This window comes from uncultured Clostridium sp. (assembly GCF_937920395.1).
GTDB lineage: Bacteria > Bacillota > Clostridia > Clostridiales > Clostridiaceae > Clostridium_AD.
The window spans coordinates 1-13,794 of the sequence record NZ_CALEVF010000214.1; the positions used below are offsets into that span (position 1 = coordinate 1).

14 protein-coding genes are annotated in these 13,794 nt (G+C 29.6%); 3 read left to right on the forward strand and 11 right to left on the reverse strand.

The annotated features are described in order from the left end of the window. Window positions 1-160 precede the first annotated feature (160 nt). Together Q0649_RS13440 and Q0649_RS13445 are read right to left on the reverse strand one after the other, a co-directional pair. Window positions 161-1,585 carry an MFS transporter gene (locus Q0649_RS13440; protein ID WP_298842881.1) on the reverse strand — a complete coding sequence of 475 codons (1,425 nt, stop codon included), beginning with the start codon at window positions 1,583-1,585 and terminating at the stop codon, window positions 161-163. A 22-nt stretch (window positions 1,586-1,607) separates the two neighbouring features. After that, window positions 1,608-2,048, reverse strand: coding sequence for a MarR family winged helix-turn-helix transcriptional regulator (locus tag Q0649_RS13445; protein ID WP_298842847.1), 441 nt, complete (start codon window positions 2,046-2,048; stop codon window positions 1,608-1,610). A 189-nt stretch (window positions 2,049-2,237) separates the two neighbouring features. On the opposite strand from Q0649_RS13445, the gene Q0649_RS13450 reads away from it, so the two are divergent. Then, a complete protein-coding gene (locus tag Q0649_RS13450; protein ID WP_298842849.1) occupies window positions 2,238-2,792 on the forward strand; it encodes a sugar O-acetyltransferase in 555 nt (184 codons plus the stop codon). Window positions 2,793-2,864: 72 nt separating this feature from the next. On the opposite strand, the gene Q0649_RS13455 is transcribed toward Q0649_RS13450, so the two are convergent. Further along, a complete protein-coding gene (locus Q0649_RS13455) occupies window positions 2,865-4,217 on the reverse strand; it encodes a pyridoxal-phosphate dependent enzyme (protein ID WP_298842851.1) in 1,353 nt (450 codons plus the stop codon). Between the two features lie 288 nt (window positions 4,218-4,505). Here Q0649_RS13455 and yjeM point away from each other — a divergent pair, with 288 nt between their 5' ends. Continuing rightward, window positions 4,506-6,020 (forward strand): glutamate/gamma-aminobutyrate family transporter YjeM, encoded by a 1,515-nt coding sequence (yjeM, locus tag Q0649_RS13460; RefSeq protein WP_298842854.1) that lies wholly within the window; start codon window positions 4,506-4,508, stop codon window positions 6,018-6,020. A gap of 75 nt (window positions 6,021-6,095) precedes the next feature. Here the strand turns inward: yjeM and ybaK are convergent, their stop codons facing one another. The 8 genes from ybaK to Q0649_RS13500 all read right to left on the reverse strand — a co-directional run bounded on the left by ybaK (window position 6,096) and on the right by Q0649_RS13500 (window position 13,053). Next, the gene (gene ybaK, locus Q0649_RS13465) at window positions 6,096-6,566 is read right to left on the reverse strand and encodes a Cys-tRNA(Pro) deacylase (RefSeq protein WP_298842857.1); all 471 of its coding nucleotides are present in this window, start codon (window positions 6,564-6,566) and stop codon (window positions 6,096-6,098) included. 249 nt (window positions 6,567-6,815) lie between these two features. After that, window positions 6,816-7,460, reverse strand: coding sequence for a hypothetical protein (locus Q0649_RS13470; protein ID WP_298842860.1), 645 nt, complete (start codon window positions 7,458-7,460; stop codon window positions 6,816-6,818). 187 nt (window positions 7,461-7,647) lie between these two features. After that, on the reverse strand, window positions 7,648-8,868 hold the full coding sequence (locus Q0649_RS13475) for a hybrid sensor histidine kinase/response regulator (RefSeq protein WP_298842863.1): 1,221 nt from the start codon (window positions 8,866-8,868) through the stop codon (window positions 7,648-7,650). Next, window positions 8,868-10,109, reverse strand: a complete 1,242-nt coding sequence (locus Q0649_RS13480; RefSeq protein WP_298842866.1) for a sensor histidine kinase — start codon at window positions 10,107-10,109, stop codon at window positions 8,868-8,870. Before Q0649_RS13480 ends, Q0649_RS13475 begins: the two co-directional genes overlap by 1 nt. After that, window positions 10,102-10,587 carry a hypothetical protein gene (locus Q0649_RS13485; RefSeq protein WP_298842869.1) on the reverse strand — a complete coding sequence of 162 codons (486 nt, stop codon included), beginning with the start codon at window positions 10,585-10,587 and terminating at the stop codon, window positions 10,102-10,104. The genes Q0649_RS13480 and Q0649_RS13485 overlap by 8 nt, the downstream gene beginning before the upstream one ends. A 1-nt stretch (window position 10,588) precedes the next feature. After that, the gene (locus Q0649_RS13490; RefSeq protein WP_298842872.1) at window positions 10,589-11,233 is read right to left on the reverse strand and encodes a B12-binding domain-containing protein; all 645 of its coding nucleotides are present in this window, start codon (window positions 11,231-11,233) and stop codon (window positions 10,589-10,591) included. Window positions 11,234-11,274: 41 nt separating this feature from the next. Next, a complete protein-coding gene (locus tag Q0649_RS13495; protein WP_298842875.1) occupies window positions 11,275-11,760 on the reverse strand; it encodes a hypothetical protein in 486 nt (161 codons plus the stop codon). Between the two features lie 72 nt (window positions 11,761-11,832). After that, the gene (locus Q0649_RS13500; protein WP_298842878.1) at window positions 11,833-13,053 is read right to left on the reverse strand and encodes a hybrid sensor histidine kinase/response regulator; all 1,221 of its coding nucleotides are present in this window, start codon (window positions 13,051-13,053) and stop codon (window positions 11,833-11,835) included. A 279-nt stretch (window positions 13,054-13,332) separates the two neighbouring features. Here Q0649_RS13500 and Q0649_RS13505 point away from each other — a divergent pair, with 279 nt between their 5' ends. Beyond that, on the forward strand, window positions 13,333-13,662 hold the full coding sequence (locus Q0649_RS13505) for a YbaK/EbsC family protein (protein ID WP_298842887.1): 330 nt from the start codon (window positions 13,333-13,335) through the stop codon (window positions 13,660-13,662). The last annotated feature ends 132 nt before the right edge of the window (window positions 13,663-13,794 follow it).

A 13,794-nucleotide genomic window follows, 5' to 3' on the forward strand; every position in this document is an offset into this window, starting at 1 on the left:
CAGCCCCCGTATCGGACTTTCACCGACGAGTAAACGCCCATGCCGGGCACACTAATAAAAAACTATGGAAATATACTTCCATAGTTTTATTAACTCTATAATCTTACTTTTTTATTTTCTCTAAAAATAATGATGTATCTAATAAACTTATTAGTTATTATTAAGAGTTTTCTAACTTGACTTTACTACTACGCAATCTTGAAAAAGTTAAAATTGCCCCAATTAAACAAATAATTGCTGCAACTATATATACAATTCTCATGCCATATATAAATGCATCATTTCGTCCCACTATATAATTAGTTACATGATACCCAATTTTATAACTCATTCTATTATATAAAAGTGCAGTTGACAGAGCTATTCCACATACCATTCCGAGGTTTCTTACAAGTCCATTAATACTTCCTGCGATACCTAATTTATCCTTTGCTACTGTGGACATTATTAAAGAATTATTAGGCGATTGAAATAGACCATTACCAATTGTCATAACGATTATATAAAACACCATAGTCATAAGACTCGTTTGTTCATTTAAAGTTGACATTAAAAACAGACCCACACTATTTACCAAAAGACCTATAAAAGTTAGAATCTCAGATCCTATTTTATCTGATAAATGCCCACTTACTGGTGCAACAACAGATAAAACTAAAGGAGATACCATAAGTACTAATCCAGTAAATGCAGGTGAGTACTTAAGTACATCTTGGAGGTAAAAGGGTTGAATAATAACCGAACAAAACATTGCCACAAAAGATATAAACCCACAAAATATAGAAAGTGAGAATAATTTATTCTCAAATATTTTAAGTTCTAATAAAGGGTTTTTACGTTTCTTCTCCACAAATATAAATGCTATAAATGAAACAATTGATATTAAAAAACCTATCAAAATTATAGGACGTGTAAAACCAATTTCCTGCCCCTTGCCAAGAGCTACAAATAGAGGAATTATAGTAAATACAAATAGTAATGCTCCATATCCATCCAATTTCCCTTTTTCTGTTTTGTTTGCTTTGGGCAGTATTTTTAAACCATAAAATAAAGTTATTATGCCTATTGGTATGTTAATTAGAAATATGTATTCCCAACTTGTAGCATCGACTATAAAACCTCCTAGTCCTGGTCCAACCATTGCTCCAAGAGCAACAAACGTTCCCGTAATTCCAAGGGCTCTTCCTCTCTCATTTGCTGGAAACACTCCTGTTATAATTCCTTGACTATTAGCCATTGTAGCTGCCGCTCCTATTGCCTGAATAACTCTTGCTATAACTAAAAAGGTAAGGGAACTTGTTACTCCACAAAATAAAGAACCTATTGTAAATACAGCTATTCCAAACTTGAATACCTTTGTTTTACCAAGCATATCCCCTAGTTTTCCAAAAACTAATATAGCTGCTGAGATAACAATTAAGTAACTCGTTACTACCAATTGAACACCCGCTGATGTTACATGAAGTGATTTAGCCATTACAGGTAAAGCTACGTTTACAATACTGCTATCTAAAGTACACATAAAAGTTACCATTACAACTATAAACAAAATTATCCATCTATTTTTAAAATTACTATTATCCACTGAATTCATTTTCATTCTCCTCTTAAGCTTGTATTTCCATGTTTTTTATATTATTTAGAATCTTGTTCAAAGAATCCATAGTAATTCTCTTCTCATCCTCATTTAAATCTATTGTGATTAATTCTACCAACTTATGTATTTTATTAAGCACTTTTGGGATTATACTCTTAGCCTTTTGCGTTAAATACAATTTATAAGCTCTCGAATCAGTTTCATCTTTATTTCTATCTATGTATCCAAGATTAATAAGTTTTGTTATAGTTCTAGCTGACATTGCCTTGTCACAACCTATTTCTTCACTTATCTTATTTTGACTAATACCTTCATTCCCCCTCAATTTAAGTAAATATGGATATGTTCCACTGCTTAATTCATATTCTTTTAGCTCCTTATCTAAATGAGCCTGTGTACTTCTTAAAATTTTACTATTAAGTTTAAGCAGGTACATTATGTCTTCATCCAAAATACAACACCCCTTATACAAATTGATTTGTTCCTTTTTAGTTGATATATCAACCTTATTATAAGGATATTTCGTTGACTTGTCAACCACTTAACTACTCGTACCTTATAATCCTATACCTAAAATCCACTTACTTGTTTTTATATGATATAATTAAATTTAAAGTGTATTCAATAAGGAGTGTATAAAATGTGTGAAAAACAAAAGATGCTAAGTGGTGAAATCTATAATGCATATGATAAAGATTTAGTCCTTTTAAGAAATAAAGCAAGACATCTTACAAAATTATATAATAATACTGATCCAGAAGATGTTACTAATAGAATAAATATTTTAAAAAAATTATTTGGAAAGATAGGTAATAATTTCGAAATAGAACCTCCTTTTCATTGTGATTATGGAACTAATATCCACATCGGAGAAACCTTCTATGCTAATTTCAATTTTTTAGTTTTAGATGATGGACTTGTAACCATAGGTGATAATGTATTAATTGCTCCTAATGTAAGTATATTTACAGCAACCCATCTGCTTGATCCTAAGTTAAGGCCTAAGAATGCAGATTATACAAAAGCAGTAACTATAGGTAACAACGTATGGATTGGCGGTGGATGTATAATAAATCCAGGTATAACTATTGGTGATAATTCTGTGATAGGTTCTGGAAGTGTTGTTACAAAGGATATTCCAGCTAATGTTGTAGCTGTAGGAAACCCTTGTAGAATACTAAAAAAAATTGATTAGTATTCTACAAAATAGGGAGGTCAAACTACTGAAATATATTTCAGTAGTTTGACCTCCTTTTTTAATCTTTACTTAATCAGTTGGATGGTTATATATCATCCTGTCGTACACATGGTTAAATCCCATTTTACGATAAAGATTTTTAGCACGTTTGTTATCAAGATCTACATGAAGAGACAGATTACCATCTGTTAGTTCAATTGCTCGTCCTATAAGTTCAGATGCCACTCCACGACCTTTATTCCCTGGCTTAACACCAATATATGCAAGGTGATAGGTTGGGATAAATCTTTCAAACCCCATATTTACTATAATACAAATACCCTGTTCTTCACCATTTCGTTTTGCTATTAGCAAAAAACCTTCCTTCATAGCTTTTTCTATAGCATCTACTGTTTCTCCCACTGAATCATTATAAGTAGATAACCAATCACGTGTCATTTCAAGTAACTCTTCTTTGTTTTTATCATTAAAACTTTTAATTTCGCAAACTTCAATTTCACTTTTCCCATCATTTAAAATAATTAAATGTTTTCCATTGCTTAGTTTTCCTTGCTCAGCCATTTTGATAAATGCTGCCATTGCATATGCTTCCTTCCTTGAGACCATAACGCCCTCAAGTTCCCTTAACATATTAGCTACATTTCTTAGATCAATCTCTTCAATGCCAATCATTTCAGCATGTGTATCCATAATTATTTTCTCAACTGTTGCAACTATCCCTATATAATCCTCTTCCATATGTAAATTAATCTCTTCAGAATCTTTATCTTTCATATTAGTCACAGCTATTTTCATTTTCCTAATGTACTCATCCAATGAATCCTTCCACGACGGATTTGAACCACATATTAATTCAGGTAACTTACCCAGTTCCTCATGTACCCAACTTTTAATTAATCCACTATAAACACTTGAGAGTGTATATCCAAGGCCTAATTGTATTGTAATTGTGTCAACCTTAAAATCCATACGTTCCAAACACTCTCTTGTCATATCTTCTAATACAAGATGACTAATAATATTATTTAAATTCCATTCGCACATCAAATACATGTTGTTTTTTTCTGCAATCTCTTTTAAATCTGAACGCGTAATAGTATCTTTTTTATCCCGCATATCAAATAAAATAGATTTATCTATTCTAGAATTTTTCCATTTTTCCTGTTTAAATAGAGGAACTTTAATCTCAAGTTCATTTAATTTTGCAAACAACTGGACTGATTGTATATAACACTCAGACCCATCAACTAAAATCTTTTTAAATCCATTAGCAATAGCATCTTTCACTAAAATTTCTGATATACGGTCATATTTATGGCCTGATGGATTAGCTCCTTCAAGTTTTAAATATATTTCCGAGATACCTAATGCCTTTTCCAATTTTTTTGCTCTCATTAACGGTGTTTTTCCACTTTTTCGCATAATCTCTCCTTCAACACTTAATTGTGATTAAATTCAAAAAACACTCCAGCTTGTGAAACCTTCAGAGTTAGAGTGCCCATTTAATTAAGCTATAATTACTTATATTATAACATTTTTAGCTTAACTCATCAAATACCGTTAATTCATCTTAAAATCTATTAATAACATACTAAAGTATAATTTAAATTTATCTTCATGTTAATAAGGTATTGAGTTTTTTGTCGATTGTTATATAATTATATAGTGGTGTAATACAGATTTATTCACAATATCGTTAGGGGGAAAAACATGTCAGAACATTCAAAAAATATTAAACATTTAACATTAGTATCCTTGGTATTAATGATTTTTACTTCAGTTTACGGATTTAATAACATCCCAAGGTCATTCTATAAAATGGGCTATGCCGCTATCCCCTGGTACATCTTATCAGGAATAACATTTTTTATACCATTTGCTTTCATGATGGCTGAGTTTGGTGCTGCTTTTAAAGATTCTAAGGGCGGAATTTACTCATGGATGGAAAAATCAGTAGGAGCTAAGTTTGCTTTTATGGCAACATTTATGTGGTACTCATCTTATGTAATTTGGATGGTTAATGTTGCCTCTACCGTTTGGGTTCCAATATCAAACGCAATATTTGGTAAAGATATGACACAAACTTGGGCATTATTTGGAATAGCCGGGTTAACTGGTCCTAAAACCTTAGGAATACTCGGTATATTTTGGATATTATTTGTAACATTTGTATCCACCAAGGGATTAGATAAGATTAAGAAATTCACTTCAATAGGTGGCACTGCAGTTGCAGCGTTAAACATAGTTTTATTTATTGGTGCTATACTAGTATTTATAGGAACTCATGGTCATTTAGCTCAGCCAATAGTTGGAATTAGTTCGTTTATAGACTCACCAAATCCTAAATATGTTGGTAATATACTTCAATCTTTTGCCTTTGTAGTATTTGCTATATTTGCTTATGGTGGTATAGAAGTTATTGGTGGACTTGTTGACGAAACAGAAAATGCTGAAAAGAATTTTCCAAAAGGTGTTATTATTTCAGCGATTGTCATTTCCATTGGATACTCACTTGGAATATTCCTTGTTGGTATATTCACTAATTGGTCATTGGTTATGGACGATAAAAGCGTTAACTTAGCTAATTGTGGTTATGTAGTAATGTCTAACCTAGGATACTCTCTTGGTAATGCTTTCGGAGCAAGTAATGCAATGAGTATAGCTATGGGACATGGTTTAGCTAGATTCGTTGGTCTTTCAATGTTTTTAGCTTTGTCAGGTGCTTTTTTCACATTGATGTTTGCTCCATTAAAACAATTAATTGAAGGTACACCTCCTAAATTATGGCCTGGTAAAATGGGAGAAATGAAAAACGGAATGCCACAAAATGCTATGTGGATTCAGGCAACAATCGTTTGTATTCTAATTTTCCTTGTTTCTGTTATTGGTGGAGATTCTATGAAAAAATTCATCGATATATTAGTTTCAATGACCAACGTAGCAATGACTCTTCCATACATGTTTATAGCATATGCTTTTGCACCATTTAAGAAAAACAAATCTATTATTAAGCCTTTTGAAATGTTTAAAACTTACAAAAGTGCTGTCACATGGACTATAATTGTTATGTTCACTGTTGGATTTGCAAACTTTTTCTCTATAATACAGCCAGCATTAGATGGAGATATGATGACAACAATCTGGAGTATCGCTGGACCAGTAATCTTTGCATTAATAGCCTGGATAATGTATTGGATATATGAAACAAAATATATTAATAAATAATAAAATGCTGAAATATAATTTCTATACTTTTTAGAAATTATATTTTTTCTTTTCCATGAAACATTGCAAATAATTTTACTTTATTAAATCAGCAAATTTGCCATCTATAATATTTTTTAATGAATTTGGATTTATCTCTATTTGAAATCCTATTTTCCCAGCACTTACAATTATCGTATCTATTTCAAGCGCTCTCTTATCAATAAATGTTTTATATTTTTTTTTCATACCTATTGGTGAACACCCACCTCTAATATACCCTGTACACTTCTGTAAATCCCTAAGATCTAGCATTTCTATGCTCTTCTCATTAGTTACTCTAGCTACTTTCTTAAAATCTATTTCTTCTCCAACAGGAATCACAATAACATAAACTTCTTTAGAATTTGCATGTGTGACTATAGTTTTATAAAGATATTTTTCGTCACGGCCTATCTTCTTTGCAACAGATAACCCATCTATTTTATCATCTTTAACCTCATATGTCATAACATCATATTCTACTTTCATTTTATCTAAAATACGCATAACGTTTGTCTTTATCATTGTTATCCCCTTTATTTAAATTTATTTACAACAAATATCAGTTTGAAGTCCCTCTTCATTATATCCTCTTTATGTACTGCCTGCACTAATACAATAAATATCATACCTAACATCCATATAATTTACATGAAAAAACTACCAAAAATACTAAGTCCACTGAAAAGCGAACTCTTTTTTCAGTGGACTCAAAATACTTAAGCATTTTTTTAGCATATAATAATAAATTTCCTTATAATATTTATTTATACTTTAGTATCCGTAATTATATCTTCTTCCTCCAAGTAAACTTCCGATAATTAATATTCTAGCTATATCTCCAATTCCACCACCACTACCATAACGACGTCTTCGTCTCATATTATTATCGTTATCGCTATAATTATCCTCAAGCTCTTCCTCTTCCTCACTCCTATAATGTTCTTTATATTTATCAGATATCTCCTTACAAATGCAATCCATTTCTTCCTTGTTAGGACAATATCTTTTCCCGTGCTTTGCTACCATCATATCACAATGATGTTTTACCATAGGTAATATTTTAATATATATCTTAGGATACATATTTTTTAAATCTTCATCACTTTCCTCATCACTCTCAACCATTGGCATGTTCATCATGGACATATTCATCATCGGCATATTCATCATCGCCATATTCATCATTGGCATATTCATCATCGGCATATTCATCATTGGCATATTCATCATTGGCATATTCATCATCGGCATATTCATCATCAGCATATCTTCCATTGGCATATCTCCCATTGGCATATTCATCATGGGCATATCTTCCATTGGCATATCCCCCATTGGCATATTCATCATTGGCATATTCATCATGGGCATACACTGTCCAAGATTTTCACAATTTTTGCAACGATAGTCGTACATAAGTACCTCCAAAATAATATTTATACTTTATATTATTCTATTTTCATTATTTTGTTACTACACTCAGTTTTTGGTGTAATATTTCATTTAAAGTTCTATGACATATTTATACACCTAGACAAATATTATATTTACCCAGGTGTTTTAGATTATATTTATATTAATATATTATAAATACTAATAGTTACTATTTTTTAATAGGTTCTTTTATTAACTTAAAATAGAAAGTAGATCCCTTCTCAATATTCTCTTCAAATCCAATTATTCCATTATGAGCTTCAATAATTCTTTGGGATATATAAAGTCCAAGGCCATTACTTTTTTCTCCAGCAGTTGGAATTGAAGATGTTTTAGAGAAAATCTTGAATAATTTATTCCTTTGTGACTTCGGTATACCCTCACCCTCATCTATTACTTTCGTTGTGACATAATTGCCATCATCACAAACTTTGAGAATAATATTCCCCAGTGGATAAGAAAATTTTATTGCATTTTGAAGGAAATTATTTATAACCTGACCAATTTTTATTTTGTCCATGCAAACTACAATGTTTTGCTCAGTTTCGATTTTCACTAAAATTTTAATTTTTTTATTCTTAGCTGACTGTCTGTTAATAGCAATTGATTTATTTAAGAAAGGAATATACATTATACTCTCCAAATTAAGCTCTAATTTTCCTGTCTCAATAACTGACACATCAATAATATCATTTATTAAATCTAAAAGATATTTACTTGAATCTGTTATAATTTCTATAAATTCTATAGTTTCCTTAAGTTTTTCAAATCTTATCGGTTCTTGAGTGTTTACTTCTTTTACGGAAGTTTTAATAAACTTCGATAAACTAAATATTCCTCCTATAGGGCTTCTTAAATCATGGGCTACAATACCAAGTATTCTACTTTTATCATTACTTATTTTTTCAAGCTCTATATTTTTTACTTCTAACTCTGCTGTTCGTGCGCGAACTTTATCTTTTAAAATTACATTTGTATTTTTTAGAGTTTCAATCATAATTTTATTTTCGCATATAAGTGCATTTTTATCAAAAGCTTCCTTAACCGAACTTTTAAGTTCATATAAATTCCAAGGTTTTGTTAAATATCTAAAAATCTGTCCTTCATTAATAGACTTTATAGCATCACTTAAATCTGAATATCCAGTAAACAATATCCTTATTGTACTCGGATACATATCCTTCACTATTATAAAAAAGTCAGTTCCTTTCATTTTAGGCATTTGCTGGTCACATAAAATTACTCCTATATTAACCTTTTTCATAATTTCAAAGGCATCTTTAGTATTTTGTGTAATATGCACATTATATTCCTTATAAAAGATTCTTTTAAGAGTATTTAAAATCTCAATTTCATCATCAATTATCAGCAAATTTTTTTTATCATCCATCATATTACTCCTTTAGGTATGAATATAGTAAATATTGTTCCTTTTCCTGATATTGAATCAAAACAAATTTCACCCTTATGTATATCCTTAATTATTCTATAAGATAGATATAATCCTAGCCCTACTCCTACACCCCTTGGCTTCGTTGTAAAAAACGGTTCAAATATTTTGCTCTTATTTTCAGCCAAAATCCCATCACCATTATCTTCTATTTCAACTATTATATACTTTTCTTTTTCATACAAGTTTATTGTAATTTCTCCATTTTCACCTGCTGCCTGTACTGCATTTATGATTATATTTAAAAATACTTGGTTTAATTGTGATGGGTAACACTCTATATCAGTAGTCTTCGAGAAGTTCAAATTAAGTTTTGTAGATTTTCTTTTTATTTCTGATTTCACAAGATTTAAAGAATTTTTAATACATTCCTCTATATTACAAAGAATTTTTTCTGAATCATCAACTCTTGAATAATCTCTCAAATCCGATACAATTTTTTTAATTTTTTCAGTGCCCTCAAGGGTTGCCTTTTGAAGCACAGAAAAATCGTTAAGAATATAATTCATATCATATTTTTCTTTAATAATTGATATATTATCAATCTTTTTAATTTCATAATCTTCAAAAAAACTTTTTATTGATTGAAAATATTGACCTATAACTTCGATATTACCCATAACATAAGTTAGAGGATTGTTTATTTCATGCACGATGCCTGCTGCAAGTTGGCCTAGTGCATTCATTTTCTCAAATTGAACAAGCATAGTTTGTGTTTCCTTTTGCTTACAAATGGCGTTTTTCAACATAATTTCTTTCTTAACAAGTTCTCTATTCATATTGTTAATTGATAAAGTATTATATGACATTTCTTTAAATAACGTTTCTATTTCTAGACCATCATACTCACACAAAAAAAATAACTCATTACTAATTTTATAAATTTGAGATATAAACGAAGAATTTAGATGAAGCTTCTTTAATGTAATAATTCCATTAAATACAAGATTATCTGTAGAATTATTAGTTAAATTTTCATCTATTAAAGATTCAATTAGCGGATTTATTAACTTGTCCTTAATATTTTTTTCATTATATCCGAGTATTCGCTTATACCCTTCATTACAAAATAGCACATTACCTTCATAGTCAAGTGAAAAACAAATAACACTTTTACTGTGCTCTAAAAAAGTTTTTAAATTAAGTATTTTTTCTATTTTGAATTCGTATTTTTTATTCATTATCCATCTTCTTCATTGTTTCTAATCTATTTTCTGTTATTATTACAAACTCTGGTATATTTACACTAAGATAGTTGTAGATGCTTAAAATTTCCATGAACGCCTTTTTAGAGAGATTTTCTTTAAGAAGTTCTATCCAAGTATTTATTTGTGCTGCCCAATAGTTTGAAGTAAACCCTCTACTCATATATGCATGAAATTCCCATAAAAATGTATCTACTAATGTGTCAGCATTAGGGGTTAACATGATAGATCCAACAAATCTCAAATGATTTTTATAATTATCTTTCATCATTCTAATATTTTTATCTCCACCGATAAGTTCCAAGATATCTTCTCTTTTAATCATAACTTCATTCATTTTAGCAGCGAGCAAATCTGTTTTATCTATGTATTCATTAATTGAAGTATCACTAACTTTTACTAATTTTTTTGCATTTATAACAAGCTTATTTTTTATAAATACATTTTCATCCATTTTAAGCACATCCTTTAAGATAATTCTCTACACCCTCAAGATTTCCAAAATATAAAACATTTTTTAATTTTTGTGAAATCTCTACACCTACATTTATTAAAGCTTGTCCACCAATAATAATAGGTACATCTGTTACCTTTCTTAATGCTATAATTTCCTTAAGTAAAAATTGAATGTTTGCATAAACACTTAAAGATAAAGAAATCATATCGGGTTTTACTAGTTCACAAAATCTAACTAATTCATCCATCGGAGTATTTGCCCCAAGATAATTAGTATCCCAGCTATTTTTTTCAAAGATATCTGCAACCATTTTTCCTCCTACTTGATGTTCCTCATTTTCCACGCAAGAGATTACAATTTTTTTATTTACTCTATCTAAATTCATTATTTCTGGTAATAATTCATTCATTAAACCCTCTGTGATAGACGTAGCCATATGCTCAACTGCAACGCTAATCTTATTTTTTTCCCACATCTCACCTATTCTATATAGACTTTTCATAAAAATTTCTTCATACAATGTTATAATTGATAAATTTTGTTTTCTAAAACTTATCATCACTTTCTGACATTCAGTCCTATTTCCTTCTAAAAGGGCGTTAAAAAAAGTGTCCTCATATTTTTTTAAGTTTTCCTTTTCCACTTAATATCGCCTCCATATTTAAGTACTTTATCTCAAATATATTAATTATTATCTTTATGCCTTGATTTTTCTAGTTTTTCATCTGCAGCTTTTGTAAAATGTGGTATATTTACAGTAAACCAATTATATATACTAATTATTTCTGAAAATGCTTTACTAGAAATATTTTCTTTTAAAATTTGCCTCCATGTTTCTAATTGTACATTCCAATATTTCGTACTAAACCCTCTACTCATATACGAACGAAAAACCCACAACGTTGTATCTACCAAAGTTTCTGAATCAGGTGTTTGCAGTATAGATGCAACAAAACGTAAATGGTTATTATGATTATCTTTCATCATTGTAATATTTTTTCCACTACCAATGAGTTCTAAAATGTCATCTCTTTTAAGCATTATATCATTCATTTTAGTAGCTAATAGCTCCATTTTATCCATATATTCTTTTATCGATTTTTCACTAACTCTTGCTATTTTATCCGCACTTTTTATAAGTGTACTCTTCGCAAATATACCCTTGCCCATTATAAACACATCCTTTAATATAAATTTCTACATCTTCAAGATTTGAAAGATAAACATATCCGATTGGTGAACCTACTCATATATATCTGAAAATTCTATGTTCATTTTGTCTACATAACTTAGACCCATATTATCTCCACTTTTTTCTTTGCTTTCATCAATTGTTATAACTGGGAGTTTGATTATAAAATTACTTCCCACGCCGTAAGTGCTTTCTATAATAATTTTTCCACAATGCATTTCTACAAATGATTTAACTAATGCCAATCCTATACCACTTCCTTCACTATTTCTATGTGTGGTATCATCAACTTGTAAAAATTTTTCAAATATCTTTTTTTTATTCTCCTCTGCTATTCCAATACCAGTATCTTTAACTGAAATAACTATAAAGTCTTTTCCATCAAAAATATTTACAGTTATTTTTCCACCTACATCTGTGAATTTTGTTGCATTAGACAGCAGATTAAACATTATAGTCTCTATTTTATTTGGGTCACATGCTATAATCTTTTCTTCTACATCTGTATCAAATATAAGTTTAATCCCTTTACTTTCAACAAAACTTACTACCGATAAAGTTATATCCTCAACAATTTTTACAATATCAACATTTCTTTTCACCATATTTATAAATCCCGAATCTATTTTAGTTATATCTATCAAATTATTTATAAGTCTAATTAATCTATAACTATTCTGATTCATCATACGGTTATATTTATGTAATTTTTCCTTTATACCTGGAATTTCTATATCTTCAATAATTATATTGGTCATCTGAAGTGCACTAACTATTACATTTATAGGAGTCTTTAACTCATGAGAAATATTTGCCAAAAACTGTGATTTAACGTCACTTGCCTCCTCAGTCGCCTTTAAAGCTAGTTTAAGTTTATTTTCTGTTTCTTGAGTTTTTAACATTGATTTTACTATAGCAAGAAGAACATGTGGATCAATAGGTTTTATAAGATAATTATCTGCTCCACATTCTAGTCCATGAACCCAATCCTCATTTTTTGTATAATATGATGAAATACTAAGTATTTCTATACATTTGGTATTAATATTAGACTTAAGTTTATTACATACATCATATCCTGTAATATCTGGGAGATTTACATCAAGTACAATTAAATTTGGTTTTTCATTTTCTGCTTTTTTCAATGCCTCTATTCCGGAAGATGCCTCTTCAGTTTCATAACCTGCCTCCCTTAGCACTTTTATCAAAATACATCTACTAGTTGAATCATCATCAACAATTAAAATTTTTTTATTTTTAATGTTTATCATAACTACACATTCTCCTCTGTAATTTAAATCTAATACAATTAAATTAACCTCTTTATATAAAGTATAATAATTTCTTTCTATATTTACTTATATTGAACATTATAAAGAAACAATATAAATAATGTCATTTAAGGTAACTTTATATACATACATATACTTTTATATATTCTATATTAGTAATTAAATTCCTTTAATATATGAGAATTTTAAATCGACATTTTGTTTCATCTATGTACATATTATTGCATGTAAATATTTTCTGACTATTGACAATATTCAATAAAAGCTTTATCCTTTCGTCTTAAAGACAGAGATATTTTAATTGTTACTAAAGGTGACGCGCGAATTGATAATAGAAAATATAAAGACTTCTTCAAAACAAAGGCAAAAATGCTAGATCACGATGAAGTTGCGCAAATAACAGGTCATCCTGTAGGTGGAGTATGTCCATTTGGACTCGCAAGTCCTATAGGTGTGTACATAGATGTGTCCCTAAAGAACTATGAATATGTTTACCCTGCAGCGGGTTCCGCATTTACAGCCCTTAAAATAAGTCCATCTGATATGCAACAACTAACTCAAGCTGAATTTGTTGATGTTTGCAAATAAACTGGACCAACTTGAATTAAAAACAAAATAAATGATTGACATTTACTTTTATGAACCATATACTAAGCACTAACAACTTATCAAGAGAGGTAGAGGGACTGGCCCGATGATACCCGACAACCAGCATTTTAA

Coding starts and splice junctions, on each gene's coding strand:
- Q0649_RS13450 (WP_298842849.1), top strand. CDS start 2,238: ATGTGTGAAAAACAAAAGATGCTAAGTGGTGAAATCTATAATGCATAT.
- Q0649_RS13455 (WP_298842851.1), bottom strand. CDS start 4,217: ATGCGAAAAAGTGGAAAAACACCGTTAATGAGAGCAAAAAAATTGGAA.
- yjeM (WP_298842854.1), top strand. CDS start 4,506: ATGTCAGAACATTCAAAAAATATTAAACATTTAACATTAGTATCCTTG.
- ybaK (WP_298842857.1), bottom strand. CDS start 6,566: ATGATAAAGACAAACGTTATGCGTATTTTAGATAAAATGAAAGTAGAA.
- Q0649_RS13470 (WP_298842860.1), bottom strand. CDS start 7,460: ATGTACGACTATCGTTGCAAAAATTGTGAAAATCTTGGACAGTGTATG.
- Q0649_RS13475 (WP_298842863.1), bottom strand. CDS start 8,868: ATGGATGATAAAAAAAATTTGCTGATAATTGATGATGAAATTGAGATT.
- Q0649_RS13480 (WP_298842866.1), bottom strand. CDS start 10,109: ATGAATAAAAAATACGAATTCAAAATAGAAAAAATACTTAATTTAAAA.
- Q0649_RS13485 (WP_298842869.1), bottom strand. CDS start 10,587: ATGGATGAAAATGTATTTATAAAAAATAAGCTTGTTATAAATGCAAAA.
- Q0649_RS13495 (WP_298842875.1), bottom strand. CDS start 11,760: ATGGGCAAGGGTATATTTGCGAAGAGTACACTTATAAAAAGTGCGGAT.
- Q0649_RS13500 (WP_298842878.1), bottom strand. CDS start 13,053: ATGATAAACATTAAAAATAAAAAAATTTTAATTGTTGATGATGATTCA.